A 20092-nucleotide genomic window follows, 5' to 3' on the forward strand; every position below is an offset into this window, starting at 1 on the left:
TCCCGTCAAGACTACAGGATTTCGCCGTCGCCAGTGCGCTGTCCGGCAAGCCGCGCCATGCGTTCGGAATCGGCAAGGATCCCGTGCAGCAGGCGAACTTCGGCGGCATCGAGGTTGGCGCGCAGGTACAGCCGCCTGAGCTTGCGCAGTGCAGAATCCGGCGTGCGTCCCTTGTGGAAATCGATGGCGTCGAGGGTCGTGGCCAAATGCTCGAACAGGCCTTCGAGTTGGGCGTGGGTTGCTGCCTCGGCGCTCGGTGGCGGCGTGCGCGTTCCTTCCACGCGTCCGGCACCCTCGCCGCCGGTGTCACCGAGCAGTGCGCACCGCAGCTCGTAGCTCAGCACCTGCACCGCCGCCGCGAGGTTGAGCGAACTGAACTCGGGATTGGAGGGGATGTGCACGGCGCCATGGCACAGGGCCATCTCGGCATTGTCGAGGCCGCTGCGCTCACGCCCGAACACCAGTGCCACCGGCCCGTTGGCCGCGGCGAGCACCGCACGCCCGGCGGCGTCGCGAGGATGCATCGGTTCCAACTGGATGCGCCGGTTGCGGGCAGTGCAGCCCAGAACCCAACGGCAGTCGGATATCGCCTCGACCAGGCCGGCAAAGACCGGGGCAGCTTCGATCAAGTCATCGGCACCCGCGGCCATGGCATGGGTGTCGCGATCGGGCGCCTTTTCAGGCGCCACCAGCACCAGTCGGGTCAGGCCCATGGCCTTCATCGCCCGTGCCGCCGATCCGATATTGCCGGGATGCTGGGTACCGACCAGCACGATGCGCAGGTTGCGTTCGAGCGTCGCTTGCGATGTTGCATCCATGTGCCAATGGTAAACTCTCCGCCCCGGACCCGAGCCGGACGCGCTCTTTTCCATCATCGTCCTTGACGCCTTATGCCTGCGAGGCCCTTTGCCATGCAAAAACCGATCGTCAACGTCATGGTCAAGGCGGCACGTGCAGCCGGTGGCGTGCTGCTGCGCGGAATGAACAAGCTGGATGCGATCAGCGTGGTCGAAAAGGACCGGCTGGACTACGCCAGCGAGCTGGATGACCAGGCCGAAAAAGCGATCATTCGCGAACTGAAGCGTGCCCATCCCGATGCCTCGTTCCTCGGCGAGGAAGGCGGTGCCCAGGGACGCGGCGGCGCGCTGTTCGTGATCGATCCGCTGGATGGCACCAGCAACTACCTGCGCGGGTTCCCCCACTGGTGCGTCTCCATCGCCTTGGTCGAAGGTGGGGTGGCGCAGCACGGCGTGGTGTTCGATCCCTTGCGGAACGAATTGTTCCTTGCCAGCCGCGGTGCAGGTGCAGTGCTCAACGACCGCCGCATCCGCGTCTCCGAGCGCAAGGACCTCAACGGCGCCGTGCTGGCCACCGGCTTCCCGCCGCGCGAACGAGAACGCGCCCCGGCGCAGCTCGAATGCCTGCGCGGCATCCTGCAGCAGGCCGAGGATTTCCGTCGCACCGGATCTGCGGCACTCGACCTGGCCTATGTCGCCAGCGGTCGCTGCGACGGCTATTTCGAAGCCGGCTTGAAGGCTTGGGACGTCGCCGCCGGACAATTGCTGGTGCGCGAGGCCGGCGGCCGAGTCTGCGATTTCCGTGGCACGCAGCCCGGCCCGATGGCTGCGCGCGCGGCCGACAGCAGCCACCAGGTCATTGCCGGCAACGTGAAACTTACCGACGTACTGCAGAAGGCCATCGTCGATTCCGGTTACGCAGCGGCGTTCCGCTGACCAACGCAGGTCTGCAGCACGCATAACACAAGGCCGCGCAGTGCGCGGCCTTGCTTCGACAAGCCATGCACGGGGCCGGGAGCAAGCGCACCCGGACCCACTGCTGTCACGGCCGCTTGGCCAGCTCCGCGTGGTCCTTGGCCTTGGGCATCAGGTCCTGCTTGCTGACCTTCAACCCGCCGATGGTCAGCAACGCACAGGAAATGAAGATCGACGACAGCGTGCCGATCACGATGCCGATCATCTGCGATTCCGCCATCCCGCGCAGCGAATCGCCACCAAACAGATACAACGCCAGCGCGGTCAGGAACGCGACGAATGACGTGATGACGGTACGCGACAGGGTTTGGTTGACCGACTTGTTCATGATATCGGTCGGGGCCAGGCGCAGGCTGCGGAAGTTTTCGCGCACGCGGTCGAACACCACGATGGTGTCGTTGATCGAGAAACCCATCACCGAAAGGATGCCGGCCAGCACATTGAGGTCGAACTCGTGCCGGCTGATCGCGAACCAGCCCGCGCAGACGATGACGTCATGCAAGGTGCCGATGGTTGCCGCGATCGCGAATTTCTTCTCGAACCGTATCGAGATGTACAGCAGGAAACCGATGATCACGAACAGCGCCGCATACATGCCGTTCAAGGCCAAGTCCTTGCCGACCTCGGCACTGATCACCGAACTGCTGCGCTTGGTCGCCGGATTGCCCTGGAGCGAGGCCGCCCGCGCCACCGCGTCACCGATGCTGGATGCCTTGTTCTGGTCGCCCTCCTTCTTGTCGTCGGTCTGCAGGCGCACCAGCAGGTCGTGGTCGCTGCCGAAACTCTGCACCTCCGCGCCATGGAAGCCGGCCGCGACCAGTTGTTCGCGGACCCTGTCGACATTGGGTTTCTGCGCGTAGCGCAATTCGACGCCGACACCACCGGTGAAGTCGAGCGAGAAATTGAACCCTTGCGTCATCATCGCGATGATCGAGGCGAACATCAGCACAGCAGCAACCGTCAGCGAGGCCACGCGCATCCGCATGAAGTCGATGTTGCTGTTGTAGGGGAACACATTGAAAGGCTTCATCGCATGTGCTCCTTAGATCGAGACCGACTGCAGCTTGCGCTTGCCGCCGTAGATCGCGGTCGCGATACCACGCGACACCGATACCGCCGTATAGGCCGAGGTGATGATGCCGAGCATGGTGGTCATGCCGAAGCCCTTCAGCGGACCACTGCCGAAGGCGAACATCGCCAGACCGGCCAGGAAGGCAGTGACGTTGGCGTCAAGGATCGTCCCGGACGCACGCTCGTAGCCTTCGGCAATCGCCTTTTGCGCCGGCAACCCGAGCCTCAACTCCTCGCGTATTCGCTCGTTGATCAGCACGTTGGCGTCCACCGACATGCCCACGGTCAAGGCGATGCCGGCGAGGCCGGGCAGGCTCATGGTGGCTCCGATCATCGACATCAGTGCGAACACCATCACCAGATTGATCAACAGCGCCAGACAGGTGATCAGGCCGAACATCCGGTAATAAACGAGGAAGAAGCCGAGTGCGAACAGGAACGAATAGGTCACTGCCTTGAGGCCGCGATCAATATTTTCCCGGCCCAGGCTCGGGCCGATGGTGCGCTCGTCGACGAAATCCATCGGTGCCGCCAGCGCGCCTGCGCGCAGCAGCAGGGCCAGGTCCGCGGCCTCCTTCATGCTCTCGAGGCCGGTGGTCTGGAACTGCCTTCCGAGGGTGTCCTTGATGTCGGCGACCGAGATCACCTGCTCGCGGGTGCGGGTGCTGTGGACTTCCCTGCCATCGACGATCCTCACTTCCGGGATGCGTTCGATGAAGACCACCGCCATCTTCTTGCCGACGTGGACGCTGGAATAATCGAACATGCGCTGCCCGCCGGCGGCGTTCAGTCGCACGCTGACCGCCGGCGACCCCGACTGCGAATCGAAGAACGAGGACGCAGTCTGCAGCTGTTCACCTGAGGCAATCACGCGCTTGTTGAGCAGGACAGGTATCGGCTTGCCGTCCGGCCCCAGTTGCTTGAGATAATAGATCCGCGCCTCCGGCGGCACGTTGCCGGTATCACGCGCTTCGATCGCATTGCCCTCGACCACCCCGCGGTATTCCAGCGTGGCGGTGGCGCCAAGGATGCGCTTGGCCTGCGCGGTGTCCTGCACGCCCGGCAGCTGGATCGCGATGCGGTCAGCGCCCTGGCGCTGGATGATGGGTTCGGCCACGCCCAATTCGTTGATGCGGTTGCTCAGGGTGCCGATGTTCTGCTGCACGGCATCAGTGAGGTACTTGTCCAACTCGGCCTGCGGGATAGTGACGGTGATCGTCTCGCCGTTGTTGTCGATCCGGTAGGTCGGCATGGTGGTGACGATCAGCCGCTGTGCCGCGTCGGCGTTCTGCCCGCTGGACAGCCTGGCGACGACCGTGTTGTTGGCGGCGGGTTCCACCGAGATGTAGCGGATGTGGTTGTCGCGGAACACGCCGCGGATATCCTCGGCGGTCGACTCGAACATCTTCTGCATCGCTGCGTGGCGATCAACCTGCATCAGGAAGTAAACGCCACCTTGCAGGTCGAGGCCCAGCAGCATCGGCTTGGCCTTGATCGCCGCCATCCAGTCCGGCACCGTCGAGGCCAGGTTGAGCGCCACCACGTAGTCGCCGCCCACCAAACCGCGCAACACGCCGGCAGCGCGCGACTGCTCTTCGGCCGAAGCCATACGCACCAGCAGGTTGCCATTGCTCTGGATTTCAACCTCCTTGGCCTGCAGGTGCGCCGCCTTGAGCGCGGTCTCGACCTTGGCGCGGAAGGCCGCATCCACGGTGGCCCCGCGGTTGGGCGTGATCTGCACCGACGGGTCCGACGGGTACATGTTCGGCACCGCGTACAAGGCGCTGAGCAGCAGGATCAGCACGGCGATGGCATATTTCAGGCGGCTGTAGACAAGCATCGGTCAACCCTGTTGGCGGCGTGCGCCAAACCGAAGTGGATCAGTGGGAAACGGAACGACTCACGCCGACTTCAGCGTGCCCTTGGGCAAGACATTGCCGACGGCGCCCTTCTGCACGCGCAATTGCACGCCAGCGGCCACCTCGACGGTGATGAAACTCTCGCCGATCGCGGCCACCGTCCCGGCGATGCCGCCGCTGGTGATGATCTCGTCGCCCTTGGCAAGCTTCTCGATCATCTGCCGGTGCTCCTTCTGTCGCTTCAACTGCGGGCGGATCATGATGAAGTACATGATCGCGATCAGTGCGATGAAGAACAGCGACGAAGACAGCAAGCTACCGGCCTGGGCGGGACCCGCGGCCTGCGCGTGGGCAACTGGAATCAGGAAATCGAGAGGGTTCATCATGGATCCGGGGGAGATGGGTTCGAACAGCCGACAAAGCGGCCAGCCGCGTATTATGCCACGCGTGGCTACTGGTGCCGGGACGAGGGCACATCGAGGCCTTCAGCGCGACTGCATGGCGTGGAAAGACTCCCGGAATCCGGCAAAAGTTCCCGATGCGATCGCATCGCGCATCTGCGCCATCAAGCGCTGGTAGTAGCGCAGGTTGTGCAGGGTGCCGAGCACCGGCCCCAGCATTTCGTTGCAGCGGTCGAGGTGGCGCAGGTAGGCGCGACTGAAGCCACCGGCGCAGGCCACGCAGTCGCAGCCTTCCTCGATCGGCCGCAGGTCATGCTCGTACTGGGCGTTGCGCACCCGGACCACGCCGGTGGCGGTGAAGAAATGCCCGTTGCGGGCATTGCGGGTGGGCATCACGCAATCGAACATGTCGACCCCACGCGCCACCGCCTCGACCAGGTCCTCGGGCCGGCCCACGCCCATCAGGTAGCGCGGCTGGTCTGCCGGTAGCTGCGGGGTGACGTGATCGAGCATGGCATTGCGCTCCTCCTCGGTCTCGCCCACCGCCAGCCCGCCAATGGCGTAGCCGTCGAACCCGATCTGCCGGAGCGCTTCCGCCGAACGCGTGCGCAGCTCCCGATGGACGCCACCCTGGACGATCCCGAACAGCGCAGCATCATTGCCTTCATGGGCGCGCTTGCTGCGTTCGGCCCAGCGCAGCGACAGCGCCATCGAACGCTCGACCAGGGTGCGTTCGACCGGCTTGCCGTCGACATGCACCGGTGGGCATTCATCGAAGATCATCACGATGTCGCTGCCCAGCACTTTCTGGATGTGCATCGACTCTTCCGGCCCGAGGAACACCTTGCGGCCGTCGGTGGGTGCGGCGAAGGTCACGCCCTGCTCGCTGATCTTGCGCCGGTGCGCCAGCGAGAACACCTGGAAACCACCGGAATCGGTGAGGATCGGTCCGTCCCAACGGGCGAAACCGTGCAGCCCTCCGTGGGCCTCGATGACATCCAGCCCGGGCCGCAGGAACAGGTGGAAGGTATTGCCGAGGATGATCTGCGCGCCGAGGTCGCGGACCTGCTGCGGCAGCACGCCCTTGACCGTGCCATAGGTGCCCACCGGCATGAATGCCGGGGTTTCGATGACGCCTCGCGGAAAAGCGATGCGGCCGCGGCGGGCACAGCCATCATTCGCAATCAACTGGAACGACATGCGGCTCATGCCGTGTCCTCCCTTGGATACAGCAGCATGGCATCGCCATAACTGAAGAACCGATAGCGATGGCGCACCGCGTGCCCATAGGCCGCAAACACCCGCGACTTGCCGGCGAATGCAGAGACCAGCATCAGCAGCGTGCTTTCCGGCAGGTGGAAATTGGTCAGCAGCGCGTCGACACTGCAGATCCGATAACCGGGATAAATGAAGATACTGGTATCACCGGCAAACGGTCGCAGCTGCCCATCGACCATCGCGCTTTCCAGCGCCCGCACCACCGTGGTGCCTACGGCGATGACCCGGCCGCCAGTCGAGCGCACGCGGCGCACCTTGTCGACCAGTTCGGCACCGACATCGATCCATTCGCTGTGCATGCGGTGATGGTTGACGTCGTCCACCCGCACCGGCTGGAACGTGCCCGCCCCGACGTGCAGGGTGATGTGCCCGAACTCCACTCCTTGCGCTCGCAAGGCATCCAGCAATGCATGGTCGAAATGCAGGCCTGCCGTCGGCGCCGCCACTGCCCCGGCTTCGCGAGCGAACACGGTCTGGTAGCGCTCGGCATCCTCGGCCTCGGGTTCGCGCTGGATGTACGGCGGCAACGGCATCTGTCCTGCGTGCAACAACCAGGTGTCCAGCGGCTCGCCGACGTGGAAGCGCAGCCGCCAGAAGCCGTCGCATGCACGCTCCAACACTTCGGCTTCGCCACCGACATCCAGCCGGATCCGACTGCCCGGCTGCGGTGGCTTGCTCACCCCCAACTGCACCCTGGCCTCATCACCAGTGAGCAAGCGCTCGACCATGATTTCGACCCGACCACCGGTGGCCTTGACGCCGAACAGTCGCGCCGGGATCACCCGGGTGTCGTTGAACACCAGCAAATCCCCGGCACGCAGCAATTGCGGCAGGTCTCGCACCAAATGATCGGCGAACGCGGCGTTCCCGGGCGGCACCACCAGCATGCGGCTTGCTGAGCGTTCCGCCAGCGGTGCCTGGGCGATGAGTCCCGTTGGCAGGTCGAAATGGAAATCCGAAGTTTTCAAGCGCGGCTGGCTGCTTTGGCAAGCCCCATTGTAATGAGTACGGTCAGCGCTCGAACTTGGTCGACAGGATGATCGAGGTATTGGTGCGCTCCACCCCGTCGATGGTGCCGATGCGGTCGGTCAGCACATCCATCTCGCCGACGCTGGTGGTGGTGGCAAGCGCGATCAGGTCGTGGCCGCCGCTGATCGAATACAGCACGCGGACTTCGTGCATCCCGCGCAACGCCTTCACCACCGCCACCATCTGCCGCGGCCGCAGGGTGATCAGGATGTGCGCACGGATGCGGCTCTGCTCGAGTTCCTGGTCGATCCGCACCGTGTATCCGCAGATCACGCCCTGACGTTCGAGCCGGGAAATGCGGTTTTGCACCGTGGTGCGGGACAGCCCAAGCTTGCGGGCGATGTCGGCGGTGGAGGCACGCGCGTTCTCGCGCAATACACAGAGCAGCTGTTCGTCGGCGGGTGAAATCGTCATATCGGCAAAGAATAACGTCGGTTCGCCCAAATTACCCGACGAAAAAGGCGAATCCCACCTTCCGATTGACCGCAAACCAGCGATAATTATGAGTTTTCCAGCCGCGCAAGCGTGCGGCCTCAGGTCCATCGGGAGATTCCACCATGCAACTCATCGACACCCTCGCCCCGCTGCGCGCGCACGGCAAGGCCCGCACCACCGGCCTCGACGACGCCACCGTGCTCGACTTCGCCGCCCGTGATCCGCAGCTTGGCCAGGCCATCGCCGCCGCTGCGGACGAGTACGCGCGCATCCGCGCCGAATTCCCGGATCTGCTGGAAATGGACGAAGCCGCGCAGGCGCATGAAGTTCAGTCCGGCTTCGTCAATTTCTATGCCGAAGATGCCGCCAATCCCTACGTGGCGCTGACCGCACGCGGTCCGTGGATCGTCACCCTGAAGGGCGCGGTGCTGTACGACACCGGCGGCTACGGCATGCTCGGCTTCGGTCACACCCCGGAGGCGGTGACCGCGGCGATGGCCAAGCCGCAGGCGATGGCCAACATCATGACCCCGAATGTCTCGCAGCTGCGCTTCGCGCAGGCGATGAAACGTGAAATCGGCCAGACCCGAGGTGGTTGCCCCTATGTCTCCTTCATGTGCCTGAACTCTGGTTCGGAATCGGTGTCGCTGGCCTCGCGGATCGTCGACGCCAATGCCAAGACCATGACCGACCCGGGTGCCCGCCACGCCGGCAAGACGATCAAGCGGCTGGTGGTCAAGGGCGCCTTCCACGGCCGCACCGAACGCCCGGCGCTGTATTCCGATTCCAGCCGCAAGAACTATGTGCAGCACTTGGCCAGCTACCGCGGCGAGGATTCGGTGCTGACCGTGGCGCCGTACGACATGGACGCGCTGCGCAAGGTGTATGCGGATGCCGACGCCAACGGCTGGTTCATCGAGGCGATGTTCCTCGAACCGGTGATGGGCGAAGGCGACCCGGGCCGCAGCGTGCCGGTGGCTTTCTACAACCTCGCCCGCGAGTTGACCACCGAACACGGCAGCCTGTTGCTGGTGGATTCGATCCAGGCCGGCCTGCGTGCCACCGGCTACCTGTCGATCGTCGACTACCCCGGCTTCGAGGGCGTCACCCCGCCGGACATGGAAACCTACTCCAAGGCGCTCAATGCCGGCCAGTACCCGCTGTCGGTGGTGGCAGTCACCCCGAAGGCTGCCGCCTGCTACAAGCGCGGCCTGTACGGCAACACCATGACCGCCAACCCGCGTGCGCTGGACGTGGCCTGCACCGTGCTCGGCCAGATCACCCCGGCCCTGCGCAGCAATATCCAGCAGCGCGGTCGCGAGGCCCTTGCCTTGCTGGAAGCCCTCAAGGCCGAGCTCGGCGGGCAGATCACCAAGGTGCAGGGCACCGGCCTGCTGTTCTCCTGCGAATTGACCAAGCAGTTCAAGGGCTACGGCGCGGGCTCCACCGAGGAGTGGATGCGTGAACGCGGCATCGGCGTGATCCACGGCGGTGAAAATTCGCTGCGTTTCACCCCGCAGTTCGGCGTGAGTTCGGACGAACTCAAGCTGGTGGTGTCGATGGTCAAACGCGCCCTGCTGGAAGGCCCGCGGCTGGAGCAGGCCGAAGCGGCCTGATCCAACCCACCAGCAATGCCATGCCGGGGCGGCCAAGATCGCCCCCCGTTTTCATGCACGACTGGGCGCTGTCGATTCGGTTAGCCTTGCGGCATGAAAACCATCGTCGTCGACCATCCGCTGGTTCGCCACAAGCTCGGCAAGCTCCGCGACATCCAGACCGATCCGGTGCATTTCCGCCAGTTCGCCGGTGAGATCGCCGCCCTGCTTGCCTTCGAAGCCACCCGCGACCTGCCCACCGAGGCCTGCGAGGTGCAGACCTGGGCCGGACCGCTCGACGTCGAGCGCGTGCGCGGCGACAGCCTCACCCTGGTGCCGATCCTGCGTGCCGGCCTCGGCTTCCTGCCCGGCGTGCAGGCCTTGCTGCCGTCCGCGCCCGTGAGCGTGATCGGCCTGCGCCGCAATGAAACCACCCACCGACCGGAAAGCTACTACCAACGCTTCGCCGACCGCATGGATCAGCGCACCGCCCTGCTGATCGACCCGATGCTCGCCACCGGCGGCAGCGCGGTGGCGGCCATCCAATTGCTCAAGGACGTCGGCTGCAGGCGGATCAAATGCATCTTTCTGGTCGCCGCACCGGAAGGCTTGGCGGCACTCGAGGTGGCGCACCCGGACATCGAAGTCTACGTCGCCGCGGTCGATGATCGCCTGGATGAAAACGCCTACATCCGGCCCGGCCTCGGTGATGCCGGTGATCGCCTGTTCGGTACGCCGGTGGATTGAGCAGTCACCGCGTGAGGGCTCTCCCCCGCAAACCCTCAACCACCCTTCGGGCACCTTCTCCCGCAAGCGGGAGAGGGAGGTGCATGGTCCCAAAGGTTTCCCCCGCGCCCGGCTCTCAGCCCAACGCCATCGCCCGCAGCTCCGCCAGCGCGTGGATCGCGCTGAACCGCCCTTTCTCGTCCTTGGCCACCTGCGCCAGCGCATGCTCGGCGTCGTGGGTGAAAAACAGCCCGACCTCGCGCGCCAGCATGTCTTCGAGGAAGGCGGTTTTCTCGTCGATCAACTCCTCGGCACAACGGTCGTAGCCCATCGTGATCGGCACGTGCACCCACGGGATGCCGGGAATCAGGTCGGCGCAGAACACCACGCCGCCGTGGGCAGCGCCATCCACAAGTCGCGGCCCCAACACTTCCGCCAGCAACAGCCCCGGCGTATGGCCATCGCTGTGATGGAAACGCACCGCCGGCCCCAGCGCCTTGCAGAAATCGCCCTCGACCAGTTCCAGTCGGCCACTGGCTTCCAGCAGGCCGGGCAGTTCCGGAATGAAACTGGCGCGATCACGCGGATGCGGGTGCAAGGCGCGCTGCCAATGCGCCCTGCCGATCACGAAGGTCGCGTTCGGAAACAGCAACTGCGGCGGCTGGCCTTCCGCCCACGGCGCCAGCAGCCCACCCGCGTGGTCGAAGTGCAGGTGCGACAGCACCACCACATCGATGTCCTCATGGCGGAAGCCGGCCTTGGCCAACGACTCCAGCAGCGCGTGATGGTCTTCGACCACGCCGTAACGTTCGCGCAGCTGCGGTGGGAAAAACGCGCCGATGCCGGTATCGAACAGCACGGTCTTGCCGTTGATGGGTGAGGCCAGCAGCGCGCGGCAGGCCAGATCGATGCGGTTGCGCTCGTCCACCCGCACCCAGCGCTCCCACAGCGCGCGCGGGGCATTGCCGAACATCGCACCACCGTCGAGTTTCTGGGTATTGCCTTCGATCGACCAAAGCTTCATGGCCGAAGTGTACGCCGGCCGGCGAAAACCCCGTTGACATCAAACATGACCGGCAACGGCAATAAACCGGCCATCGCGCACACCACCCAAAGGCAATGCTGAATAAGTCCGTCCTGGACATTTTCAGCACCGCCGAGTCCGGCACCCTTCGTCAAGCTCAGGACGGGCATGTCCGGACTCGCCTCACACAGATCAATCACTTGCGTGTTTGATCCGTTGCCGGCCATCCTTGGCCGGCAGTCAACGCTGACTTGATCAGCGTTGCCCGAAGAGCCGCCTGCCTGCGTGATCGGTTCGAGCGGGCCATGGATGGCCCGCGGCCGCGAATCGAAGCCAGACGCGTAGCTTGAGCGGCGAGCCGATCACGCAGGCAGGCGGCTGGCGCGGACGCCAGCGCAAATCCGTCAGTCACTCAGGGAGAGCGCCCTGCCACCGTGGTTGCGTGGGTTCGGGCGGACAGCGGGGCAAGTGCAGGCGCAGTCCGCGGGTGCCCCACTCGGGTTCGCCGAACATGCAGGCAGGCGGCCGGCGCGGGCGCCAGCACAAATCCGCGTCGGTCAGGGCGAAACCATCACCTCGGCCTTGCCCACCGGATTGCGCGGATCGCTGCCACCCAGCAGGACGTTGCGGACGCGATCCCACTCCACCGTCTGCAGATTGCCCCAGACATGGCTGGAGCCGCGCCCACCCGCAGCTTCATCGGGTGGCAGCTCCAGCGTGTGGCCCCTCGCCCGCAGCTGTGCAGCCGCAGCCGGCGAGACCGCGCCTGGCTCGGCGTCGATCACGTCGGGTAACCACTGATGGTGGTAGCGCGGCAAGGCCGCCACCTGCTGCGCATCGAGGCCATCGTCGTAGCCGAGGATGCCGAGCAGGACCATGGTAATGATCCGACTGCCGCCCGGTGTGCCCAGCACCACCACCTTGTCCGGCGATTCCATGAAGGTCGGTGTCATCGAGCTGAGCATGCGCTTGCCGGGCCTGGGCGCGTTCGCCGCATAGCCCATCACCCCGAACGCATTGGGCGTGCCGGGCTTGAGCGCGAAATCGTCCATCTCGTCGTTGAGCAACACACCTGTGCCCGGCGCGACCAGGCCGGAACCGTACAGCAGGTTCACGGTCTGGGTCGCGCCGACGCGATTGCCCTCGGCATCGATGATCGAAAAATGCGTGGTTTCGTCATCTTCCAGCGGCGTCGGCTGGCCCGAGAGCAGATTGCTCGGCGTGGCCTTGTCCGGATTGATCGACGCGCGCAGCCCGGCGGCGTAGGCCGGGCTGGTCAGCAGCGCCTGCGGCACCTGCACGAAATCCGGATCGCCCAGATAGAACGTCCGATCACGATAGGCGCGACGCATCGATTCGACCACCAGATGCACCCGCTGTGCTTCCGGCATCGCCTTCAGATCATACGGTTCCAGGATTTGCAGCATCTGTGCCAGCGCGATCCCACCCGAGGACACCGGCGGCGCCGTCACGATGTTCCAGTCGTGATAGCGGAAACGGATCGGCTCGCGCTCCTTGACCCCATAAGCGGCGAGCTCGGCGTGCGTCCACTGCCCGCCTTCGGCATTGACCGCTGCCACCAATTGGCGTGCCACCCGGCCGCGGTAGAACCCGTCGAAGCCCCGCTCCGCCAGCAATTCCAGCGTTACCGCCAGTTCCGGCTGGCGGAACACATCACCCTCGGCAATGGGTTTTCCATTCGGCGAGAACAGCGCCCGCGAACCCGGATAGCGATCCATCACTGCACGTCGCTGCTGGTAGCCATGCGCCATCCGCGCATACACCGGGAAGCCGTCGCGGGCGATGCGAATCGCCGGCGCCAGCGTCTGCTTCAGCGGCAGGCGTCCGTATTTTTCCGCGACATGGACCAAAAGCGCAGGCAGGCCGGGAATGCCGGCCGACCACGGGCCGTTTTCCGCGCGGTCCTGATCAAGGTTGCCATTGTGATCGAGGAAACGCTCCGGCGTCGCCGCCGCCGGCGAGGTTTCGCGGCCGTCCACGAAAATGTCCCGCCCGCTTTTTGCGTCGTGCAGCAGCCACAGACCGCCACCGCCCAAACCCGAACTGATCGGCTCGACCACCGACAGCACCGCCGACACCGCCACCGCGGCATCGAAGGCGTTGCCACCTTCGCGAAGGACCTGTGCACCCGCAGCAGTTGCCGCTGCGTGTGCACTTGCAATCACCGCGCCGGGCGGATGCGCGGGCTCCGTTTGCGCCAGACCCGTCGCCCCCACGCCCAGTGCAAGCAGCGGCAGCAACAGACCGAACGCCGCTGCCGTCAGCCGCGATGCGATCCCCCAACCGCGACTCTGCACGGACCGCATCCGGTCAGGCCGACGCACCGACCAAGCCGGGCATCTCCGTCACTTGGCCTCGACGAAGATGTAGTCGACGCCCGCCGGTGTCACCGCCGCCTTGACCCGATCATTGAGGTTCGGCGGACCGATGAAGACCACCTTGACGCCCTTCATCGAGCCCTGCGGCACCGCCGGGAAGGCCGCCTCGATCATCTCGACTTCCTTGTCCGACGCCGGTGACGCGAATACCAGCATATTGCCCTGGATGATGCCGCGGCCAAGGTCTTCCTTCAGCTTGTCCAGCTGGCGACCGTACAGGCCCTCGAAGTCTTCGGTGCTGACCGACGGCAGGAAATACACGAACGGGCTGCCGGTGATCCCTTCCATGTAGGGCTGCAGCTTGTAATTCAGGTAAGCCACCCAATCCTTTTGCTGATCACTGCTCGGCAATGCGACTGCAACCGGTTCCGCGGCTTGTGGAGCCTCTTGTTTCTTGCAGGCCGTAAACGGCATCAGCAGGACGAAGACGAGCATCAAGCGCGTCAACATGTTCATGGCATTTCCCCAAGTTTGTTGATGGTGAACGAAGTGACACGAGCTTGGCGGGAAGGCGGTCATGCGTGCCCCTCCCGCCGGGCTTCGAGCGCAGCCGCGACCGCGGCAGGCACGAAGCCGGACACGTCGCCGCCGAGTCGGGAGATTTCCCGCACCAGTGACGACGAGATGAAACCGTATTGCTCAGCCGGTGTCAGAAACAAGGTCTCGACCTCCGGGATCAGGTGGCGATTCATGCTCGCCATCTGGAATTCGTATTCAAAATCGGAGACCGCGCGCAGGCCCCGCAACAGCACGCCACCGCCAACGTCACGCACAAAATGCGCCAGCAGGGTCGAGAATCCCCGTACTTCGACATTGGCGTGGTGGCGGAGTGCCTCTTCGGCCAAGGCCACGCGCACTTCCAACGGGAGCGCCGGTCCTTTCGACGGGCTGGTGGCCACCCCGACGATCAAGCGCTCGAACAACGGCGCGGCCCGATTGACGAGGTCGATATGCCCGTTGGTTATCGGGTCGAACGTGCCGGGATAGACCGCGATGCGGGATGCCGCTGTCATGCTGACTTCAACCACCTGGGTACGGGCTCGGCTCGATTTTACCCCGTCTGTACAGCGCATAGCGCACTTCACGGGTGCGGTTTTCGCGATGCAGGGCCCAATCCGGTCCCGGATCAGGCGTCATGTCGAAGGGACTTTCGACATAGAGCCAGCCATTAGTGGCGATTTTTCCCTCCAGCGCTGCCAACACGTCCGCCCAAAGGTTGGAATTGAATGGAGGATCGACGAAGGCAATATCGAACCTGGGCCCCATCCATTCCGCGAGGAACCGTCGCGCATCGATGCCGTGGACGAGCACCCGGTCGGCCGCAGCCAGACGTTGCACTGTTGCCCGCAGCGCCTGCAACAGGCCCGAATCGGTCTCGACAAGGTGCGCCTGCGCCGCGCCGCGTGAAACCGCCTCCAGGCCCAAGGCTCCACTGCCAGCAAACAGATCGAGCACTCGTGCACCCGGCAGCTCTGCCTGCAGCCAGTTGAACAGGGTCTCACGGACCCGATCCGAGGTCGGCCGCAGGCCGGGTTTGTTCGGCACCGGCAGGCGCGTGCCGCGCCAGTGCCCACCAATGATGCGCACGCGTCCAAGACCGGCTTCATGGCCTGCGTTCATCGAGGGTGGGAGGGGGCGAGTGTTACCATGCGAGCCATTCTCCGACATTCGCGCATGCCCATGGTCAGTTGGTTCCGCCGCAAGACGCCCGATGCGCCCGCGAGCGCGCCGACGGCGGCCCAAGCGAACCCGGAAGCCGTGTCACGGGCGAACGATACGCCCGCCGAAGCACAGCCCGAACCGGCACCCGCGGCGGCCGGCAAGCTCGGCTGGATGCAGCGCCTCGGCAAGTTGCTGAATACCGACGTGGCCGAGTTGCTGGGCCGCAACCCGATCCTCGACGATGACCTGCTCGACGAGATCGAAACCGCGTTGATCAGCGCCGATGTCGGCGTGACCGCCAGCACCGAACTGGTGAACATACTGCGCAAGCGAATGAAGGCGCGCGAGTTTGCCGACGCCAAGGCCCTGCTGACCGCCCTGCGCACGGAGCTGGTCGCCCTGCTGCGGCCAGTCGAGCGTCCGCTGCAGATCGATCTGACCAAAAAGCCCTTCGTCGTGCTGACCGTCGGCGTCAACGGTGCCGGCAAGACCACCACCATCGGCAAATTGGCACGCCGCTTCAAGGACGAAGGCCGTGGCCTGATGTTGGCCGCCGGCGACACCTTCCGCGCCGCTGCGGTCGCGCAGTTGCAGGCCTGGGGCGAGCGCAATGGCGTGACGGTGGTGGCACAGGGCCAGAATGCCGACACCGCGTCGGTTGCCTTCGATGCCCTGCAGGCAGCGAAATCACGCGGCACCGAGGTGTTGATCGCCGACACTGCCGGTCGCCTGCACACCCAGGGCGGGCTGATGGACGAGTTGGCGAAGGTCGCCCGCGTGCTGAAGAAGCTCGATCCCGAGGCACCCCATGAAGTCTTGATGGTGATCGATGGCACCACCGGCCAGAACGCGATCAACCAACTGCGCAAGTTCAACGAGAAGATCCCGGTGACCGGCCTCGTCGTCACCAAGCTCGACGGCACCGCCAAGGGTGGCGTCGTGTTCGCGTTGGCACGCGAATTCGGCATCCCGATCCGTTACGCCGGCATCGGCGAGCGCCCGGAAGACCTGCGGGTGTTCGACGCCGAAGCCTTCGTCGACGCCCTTCTGCCCGAAGCCTTGGGCTGATGATCCGTAAAGCCCGGACAGCGATGGTGGGCACGCCTTTCGTAGCCGGTTCCACGCGGCTTCGCTGCCACATGGAGCCGGCATGTGATTGCTTGTGCCATTCCGAACCGGCGCAAACCCAACGCCCGTGAGCATGGACAAGGCCAGGCTGCCGGCAACTGCACGCCCGCGTCGGCACTGGCGGCGTCGGCTGCTGGCCCTGTTTGTCGTCTTCGCCGCGCTGGCATGGCTGCTGCAGCCACAGCGCAGCGGCCCCTTCATGCTCGCCCGCCTCGGGGAGTCCCTGGGCCTGCAGATCACGGTGCAATCCATCGATTACCGGCTGCGCGGCACGCCGGAAGTGACCCTGGACGGCCTCGTCGTCACCCAGCCCGGCCATCCCGAACCCCTGTTGCAGGCCAGGCATGCGCGGATTGCGCTGCCTTGGCAAACCCTGCGATCCAGGGGCAACCCGCTGGTCTTCGACCGGATAGAAGTGGAGGCCCCCAGGCTCGACCTTGTGGCCACACAGCGCTGGCTTGCCTCCCGCCCGCCCGCCCCGCCCACGAAGATCCCGCTGATCACCCACGGCATCGGCCTCCGTGATGGCAGCATCGTCGCTCCCGACTGGCGTATCGAAGGCATCTCGATCACCGCCGCAACCCTGCATCCGCGTCAACCGCTGCACGCGCACGTCGCTGGCCGCTACCGCGATGCAACGATCTCCATCCCGGCCAGACTGGAGATCATCATTGCCGACCCGCAGGCCTTGCCCGACGGGATGGCAAGCACGATCGAGGCACGCGGCACCCTCGCGCTGATCGGCACGGACTGGGCATTGCCGGCGCAACTCGTCGCCCATGCCCCGCTTCGGTTTGGCGAAGGGACGATTCGCATGGATCCAGCCAAGCTCGGCATCGTCGGGCGCTACCGCTCCGGCACGACATCGGTTCCGTTCCGGCTTGGCCTGTACGGACGCATCATCCACGCGGAAAGCCGCTGGACATTCGACCCAGCCACCGCCGTGCTCGCGGGCGGCGACGTGTTGCCTGAGGTCAGTGTGCGCGGCAGCGCGGTTCTCGGGGAGGACTTGCGCCTGCACCTGGCAGGATCCATGGCCTCATGGCCGCAGGCGTGGCCGGCATTGCCGGCGCCGCTGGCAGGCTCACGATCACCCTTTGGACTCACGCTGGACTACGCCGGCGCACCCGCACTTGACGCCTTGATTTCCCTTGCACTGCGTCGCGACGCAACCCGTTTCGACGCCCGCTTCCGGCGCGCCGACGTGGTCGCTTGGCTGGACGCAACAGCCGGCTCACCGTTGCCGCCGCTGCAGGGGACATTGGCCACCCCAAGGCTGGTCCTGCCCGGTGCCACGCTGGATGGCGTGGAGATCGAGATCGAAGACTCCCGCACCACGTCCGATGCCGTCACGCCATGAGCGCGGCCATCTCCCGGTTCGCCCCACGCCTGCTTGACTGGCACGACCAGTTCGGTCGCCACCAGTTGCCTTGGCAACACCCGCGCTCGCCCTACCGCGTGTGGCTGAGTGAAATCATGCTGCAGCAGACCCAGGTGGCCGTTGCCACGGACTACTTCCTGCGCTTCGTTGCAGCACTGCCCGACCTTCCCGCGCTGGCACGGGCGCCGCTCGACCAGGTGCTCGCACTGTGGTCGGGGCTGGGCTACTACGCCCGCGCCCGCAACCTGCATTCTGCCGCGCGGCTGTGCATGGCCAAGCACTCCGGAGTGTTGCCGGACAGGATGGATGCGCTGCTGGAACTGCCGGGCATCGGCCGCAGCACCGCAGGCGCAATCCTTGCACTGGCCCACGACGTGCCCGCCCCGATCCTGGACGGGAATGCCAAGCGCCTGCTGTGCCGGGTGTTCGCCATCGAGGGCTGGCCCGGGACATCTGCCGTCGAAAAGCAACTGTGGGCCTTGTCGGAAAAACTCTTGCCCAGGGCCAGGCTGGCCACCTACACGCAGGCGCTGATGGACTTGGGCGCCACCGTGTGCACCCGCGCCAATCCGGCCTGTGGACGTTGCCCGTTGCAGGATTCCTGCCGTGCGCACGCCCAGGGACGCACCACGACCCTGCCCACTCCGCGACCGGGCAAGCCACTGCCGCAGCGCGAAGCCCACATGCTGGTCATCAAGGATGCCAAGGCGCGGGTCCTGCTCCAGCAACGACCCCCAGCCGGCCTCTGGGCATCCCTGTGGTCGCTGCCGGAGTTACCTGATCGCGCGCAGGCACTCGCATGGTTCCAGGACCGCTTTGATGATGATCCTGCAGGTGCCGTGCACATGGCGCCTTTCCTGCATGGATTCAGCCACTATCGCCTGAGCATCCACCCGATCCTGATCACCATCAGCGGTACACGCCACCGGATGACGGACCGCAACGACCTGCGCTGGATGCGTCGCGACGACCTCCCCGTGCTCGGACTGCCAGCGCCAGTGCGCAAGCTGCTCCAGGAGCCAAGCGAATGACGCGCCGAGTGCACTGCGTCGTCGACGGCATCGACACCGAAGGCCTGGACTACCCGCCGTGGCCAAGCGCCGCCGGGCTGCGCGTCTACCATGAGGTGGGCAAACAGGCTTGGCAGCGCTGGCTGGCCCACCAGACCATCCTGATCAACGAATACCGGATCTCACCGATGAACTCGGAACAGCGCGCTTTCCTGGAACTGGAAATGGTCAAGTTCCTGTTCGAGGACAGCGTGCACATGCCCCCCGGATATGTCCCGAAGGACGAGTGATTCGCGGGTTCATCGACCGGGAAGCGCTGGCTGCGCACCGATCAGAGCCGTCCGCGCAAGGCCCTTTCTGCAGCCCGCAGTGCCTCGAGGTCGACCGGCCGAATATCCTGGATGCGGCAGACGAAATTTTCGCCTCCGACCTTCACCTTGTCGAACCTTGACAGCATGATGCCGTTCAGCGGTTCGAGATCCAGCGTCTGGGCGCCATGGTCCCAGTTCAGGCAGGGCCCGGACAGGGTCACCAGCCAGCGCTCCCCGGGCCGCAGATCCAGCGAAAAATGCCAGCCGTCGATTCGGCTCCAGCCGATCGGGGTGGTGTAGTTTATCCGCCGCACCGGGGCACCGGAATGATCCATGTACAGCGCGAGACGCCGCCTTTCCTCGAGGATGGGCGCGTAGGGGCTGATGCCACTGGTGCCGGCCCCACCAGGATTGGGGGTGGCGCACGAAGCCAGCCCCAACACAACGAATGCGGAAAAGATCGATGTCCTCATGACACGCCTCCCATCCACTTGTACCCGCATCTTGCACGCTCCAGGGCAACCTCCGATTAACCCAGAGGTTGCCGCCAGCCATGGACGGCTGGCCACGAATCAATCATGCACGTGATCGATTCGTGCGAGTCGAGCCTGGGCCTGTGCCGGGCTCGACGTGGGCTGACAACGCCAGGATGGCGTTGTCCAGACCTTCCCGAGACCAATCCTGACTGATTCGCAGTCATGTGGATGAGACGATTGCCAAGAACGGTTCGCATTCGTTCAGCTTGCTCGACAAGCCGCGTCCACGTATCATGCGCGGCCTGAACTTGGCTCGGTAGCTCAGTTGGTAGAGCAGCGGATTGAAAATCCGCGTGTCGGTGGTTCGATTCCGCCCCGAGCCACCAATACACAACGCCCAACTGTTCTCAGTTGGGCGTTTTCGTTTGTGGATTCCGCCCACCACGCTGGGTTCCTGCCTTTTTTCGTGTGCGACCGGGTGCATGAGGCAAAAAGCACGACGACCCCGTCAGGGTCGTCGTGGTGGAATGCCCTC

General features: G+C 65.1%; 19 protein-coding genes, 1 tRNA gene and 1 pseudogene. 8 read left to right on the top strand and 13 right to left on the bottom strand.

Translation table 11 applies throughout. The features are described 5' to 3' along the window. Positions 1 to 11: 11 nt before the first annotated feature. On the bottom strand, positions 12 to 818 hold the full coding sequence (locus IT472_RS08535) for an RNA methyltransferase (RefSeq protein ID WP_297180858.1): 807 nt from the start codon (positions 816 to 818) through the stop codon (positions 12 to 14). Between the two features lie 93 nt (positions 819 to 911). Between IT472_RS08535 and IT472_RS08540 the strand changes: the two genes are divergently transcribed. After that, entirely contained in the window at positions 912 to 1733 is an 822-nt protein-coding gene (locus tag IT472_RS08540) for an inositol monophosphatase family protein (protein WP_297180860.1), read from the top strand. Positions 1734 to 1839: 106 nt separating this feature from the next. Here IT472_RS08540 and secF read toward each other — a convergent pair whose 3' ends face one another. The 6 genes from secF to IT472_RS08570 all read right to left on the bottom strand — a co-directional run bounded on the left by secF (position 1840) and on the right by IT472_RS08570 (position 7824). Continuing rightward, a complete protein-coding gene (gene secF / locus IT472_RS08545; RefSeq protein ID WP_297180861.1) occupies positions 1840 to 2802 on the bottom strand; it encodes a protein translocase subunit SecF in 963 nt (320 codons plus the stop codon). Between the two features lie 12 nt (positions 2803 to 2814). Continuing rightward, the gene (gene secD / locus IT472_RS08550; protein ID WP_297180863.1) at positions 2815 to 4683 is read right to left on the bottom strand and encodes a protein translocase subunit SecD; all 1869 of its coding nucleotides are present in this window, start codon (positions 4681 to 4683) and stop codon (positions 2815 to 2817) included. A 60-nt stretch (positions 4684 to 4743) separates the two neighbouring features. Then, positions 4744 to 5085, bottom strand: a complete 342-nt coding sequence (gene yajC / locus IT472_RS08555) for a preprotein translocase subunit YajC (RefSeq protein WP_297180865.1) — start codon at positions 5083 to 5085, stop codon at positions 4744 to 4746. Positions 5086 to 5187: 102 nt separating this feature from the next. Then, on the bottom strand, positions 5188 to 6312 hold the full coding sequence (gene tgt, locus IT472_RS08560) for a tRNA guanosine(34) transglycosylase Tgt (RefSeq protein WP_297180867.1): 1125 nt from the start codon (positions 6310 to 6312) through the stop codon (positions 5188 to 5190). Further along, positions 6309 to 7349, bottom strand: a complete 1041-nt coding sequence (gene queA / locus IT472_RS08565; RefSeq protein WP_297180870.1) for a tRNA preQ1(34) S-adenosylmethionine ribosyltransferase-isomerase QueA — start codon at positions 7347 to 7349, stop codon at positions 6309 to 6311. Before queA ends, tgt begins: the two co-directional genes overlap by 4 nt. 43 nt (positions 7350 to 7392) lie before the next feature. Then, positions 7393 to 7824, bottom strand: coding sequence for an Lrp/AsnC family transcriptional regulator (locus IT472_RS08570; protein ID WP_297180872.1), 432 nt, complete (start codon positions 7822 to 7824; stop codon positions 7393 to 7395). A 143-nt stretch (positions 7825 to 7967) separates the two neighbouring features. On the opposite strand from IT472_RS08570, the gene IT472_RS08575 reads away from it, so the two are divergent. Then, a complete protein-coding gene (locus IT472_RS08575; RefSeq protein ID WP_297180874.1) occupies positions 7968 to 9461 on the top strand; it encodes an aminotransferase class III-fold pyridoxal phosphate-dependent enzyme in 1494 nt (497 codons plus the stop codon). A gap of 93 nt (positions 9462 to 9554) precedes the next feature. Further along, on the top strand, positions 9555 to 10187 hold the full coding sequence (gene upp / locus IT472_RS08580; protein ID WP_297180876.1) for a uracil phosphoribosyltransferase: 633 nt from the start codon (positions 9555 to 9557) through the stop codon (positions 10185 to 10187). Positions 10188 to 10302: 115 nt separating this feature from the next. Here upp and IT472_RS08585 read toward each other — a convergent pair whose 3' ends face one another. The 5 genes and pseudogenes from IT472_RS08585 to rsmD form a co-directional block, all read right to left on the bottom strand. Continuing rightward, positions 10303 to 11190 (bottom strand): MBL fold metallo-hydrolase, encoded by an 888-nt coding sequence (locus tag IT472_RS08585; RefSeq protein WP_297180878.1) that lies wholly within the window; start codon positions 11188 to 11190, stop codon positions 10303 to 10305. 557 nt (positions 11191 to 11747) lie between these two features. Next, positions 11748 to 13394 (bottom strand): annotated as a pseudogene (ggt, locus tag IT472_RS08590) (gamma-glutamyltransferase); the annotation flags it as partial. A 162-nt stretch (positions 13395 to 13556) separates the two neighbouring features. After that, positions 13557 to 14045 carry a hypothetical protein gene (locus tag IT472_RS08595; RefSeq protein WP_297180882.1) on the bottom strand — a complete coding sequence of 163 codons (489 nt, stop codon included), beginning with the start codon at positions 14043 to 14045 and terminating at the stop codon, positions 13557 to 13559. 59 nt (positions 14046 to 14104) lie between these two features. Then, positions 14105 to 14602, bottom strand: coding sequence for a pantetheine-phosphate adenylyltransferase (gene coaD / locus IT472_RS08600; RefSeq protein WP_297180884.1), 498 nt, complete (start codon positions 14600 to 14602; stop codon positions 14105 to 14107). Between the two features lie 7 nt (positions 14603 to 14609). Continuing rightward, positions 14610 to 15209, bottom strand: coding sequence for a 16S rRNA (guanine(966)-N(2))-methyltransferase RsmD (gene rsmD / locus IT472_RS08605; protein ID WP_297180907.1), 600 nt, complete (start codon positions 15207 to 15209; stop codon positions 14610 to 14612). Positions 15210 to 15263: 54 nt separating this feature from the next. Here rsmD and ftsY point away from each other — a divergent pair, with 54 nt between their 5' ends. The 4 genes from ftsY to IT472_RS08625 all read left to right on the top strand — a co-directional run bounded on the left by ftsY (position 15264) and on the right by IT472_RS08625 (position 19060). Further along, on the top strand, positions 15264 to 16319 hold the full coding sequence (gene ftsY / locus IT472_RS08610) for a signal recognition particle-docking protein FtsY (RefSeq protein ID WP_297180886.1): 1056 nt from the start codon (positions 15264 to 15266) through the stop codon (positions 16317 to 16319). A 127-nt stretch (positions 16320 to 16446) separates the two neighbouring features. After that, positions 16447 to 17739 carry a hypothetical protein gene (locus IT472_RS08615; protein WP_297180887.1) on the top strand — a complete coding sequence of 431 codons (1293 nt, stop codon included), beginning with the start codon at positions 16447 to 16449 and terminating at the stop codon, positions 17737 to 17739. Continuing rightward, a complete protein-coding gene (mutY, locus tag IT472_RS08620; RefSeq protein ID WP_297180890.1) occupies positions 17736 to 18791 on the top strand; it encodes an A/G-specific adenine glycosylase in 1056 nt (351 codons plus the stop codon). Before IT472_RS08615 ends, mutY begins: the two co-directional genes overlap by 4 nt. Further along, positions 18788 to 19060 (top strand): oxidative damage protection protein, encoded by a 273-nt coding sequence (locus tag IT472_RS08625; protein ID WP_297180892.1) that lies wholly within the window; start codon positions 18788 to 18790, stop codon positions 19058 to 19060. Before mutY ends, IT472_RS08625 begins: the two co-directional genes overlap by 4 nt. Positions 19061 to 19101: 41 nt before the next feature. On the opposite strand, the gene IT472_RS08630 is transcribed toward IT472_RS08625, so the two are convergent. Next, positions 19102 to 19554, bottom strand: coding sequence for a DUF6491 family protein (locus IT472_RS08630; RefSeq protein ID WP_297180894.1), 453 nt, complete (start codon positions 19552 to 19554; stop codon positions 19102 to 19104). 313 nt (positions 19555 to 19867) lie between these two features. Between IT472_RS08630 and IT472_RS08635 the strand changes: the two genes are divergently transcribed. Further along, positions 19868 to 19943 (top strand) — tRNA-Phe (locus IT472_RS08635). Positions 19944 to 20092: the final 149 nt, after the last annotated feature.

The organism is Thermomonas sp. (genome assembly GCF_020850895.1).
Lineage (GTDB): Bacteria > Pseudomonadota > Gammaproteobacteria > Xanthomonadales > Xanthomonadaceae > Thermomonas.

What these genes read in the sequence shown, in the direction of transcription:
- IT472_RS08585 (WP_297180878.1), bottom strand. Translation starts at nt 11,190, where the DNA reads ATGAAGCTTTGGTCGATCGAAGGCAATACCCAGAAACTCGACGGTGGT.
- secF (WP_297180861.1), bottom strand. Translation starts at nt 2,802, where the DNA reads ATGAAGCCTTTCAATGTGTTCCCCTACAACAGCAACATCGACTTCATG.
- rsmD (WP_297180907.1), bottom strand. Translation starts at nt 15,209, where the DNA reads ATGAACGCAGGCCATGAAGCCGGTCTTGGACGCGTGCGCATCATTGGT.
- ftsY (WP_297180886.1), top strand. Translation starts at nt 15,264, where the DNA reads ATGCCCATGGTCAGTTGGTTCCGCCGCAAGACGCCCGATGCGCCCGCG.
- upp (WP_297180876.1), top strand. Translation starts at nt 9,555, where the DNA reads ATGAAAACCATCGTCGTCGACCATCCGCTGGTTCGCCACAAGCTCGGC.
- IT472_RS08625 (WP_297180892.1), top strand. Translation starts at nt 18,788, where the DNA reads ATGACGCGCCGAGTGCACTGCGTCGTCGACGGCATCGACACCGAAGGC.
- IT472_RS08575 (WP_297180874.1), top strand. Translation starts at nt 7,968, where the DNA reads ATGCAACTCATCGACACCCTCGCCCCGCTGCGCGCGCACGGCAAGGCC.
- secD (WP_297180863.1), bottom strand. Translation starts at nt 4,683, where the DNA reads ATGCTTGTCTACAGCCGCCTGAAATATGCCATCGCCGTGCTGATCCTG.
- IT472_RS08595 (WP_297180882.1), bottom strand. Translation starts at nt 14,045, where the DNA reads ATGAACATGTTGACGCGCTTGATGCTCGTCTTCGTCCTGCTGATGCCG.
- mutY (WP_297180890.1), top strand. Translation starts at nt 17,736, where the DNA reads ATGAGCGCGGCCATCTCCCGGTTCGCCCCACGCCTGCTTGACTGGCAC.
- IT472_RS08630 (WP_297180894.1), bottom strand. Translation starts at nt 19,554, where the DNA reads ATGAGGACATCGATCTTTTCCGCATTCGTTGTGTTGGGGCTGGCTTCG.
- IT472_RS08535 (WP_297180858.1), bottom strand. Translation starts at nt 818, where the DNA reads ATGGATGCAACATCGCAAGCGACGCTCGAACGCAACCTGCGCATCGTG.
- IT472_RS08540 (WP_297180860.1), top strand. Translation starts at nt 912, where the DNA reads ATGCAAAAACCGATCGTCAACGTCATGGTCAAGGCGGCACGTGCAGCC.
- coaD (WP_297180884.1), bottom strand. Translation starts at nt 14,602, where the DNA reads ATGACAGCGGCATCCCGCATCGCGGTCTATCCCGGCACGTTCGACCCG.
- tgt (WP_297180867.1), bottom strand. Translation starts at nt 6,312, where the DNA reads ATGAGCCGCATGTCGTTCCAGTTGATTGCGAATGATGGCTGTGCCCGC.
- IT472_RS08570 (WP_297180872.1), bottom strand. Translation starts at nt 7,824, where the DNA reads ATGACGATTTCACCCGCCGACGAACAGCTGCTCTGTGTATTGCGCGAG.
- yajC (WP_297180865.1), bottom strand. Translation starts at nt 5,085, where the DNA reads ATGAACCCTCTCGATTTCCTGATTCCAGTTGCCCACGCGCAGGCCGCG.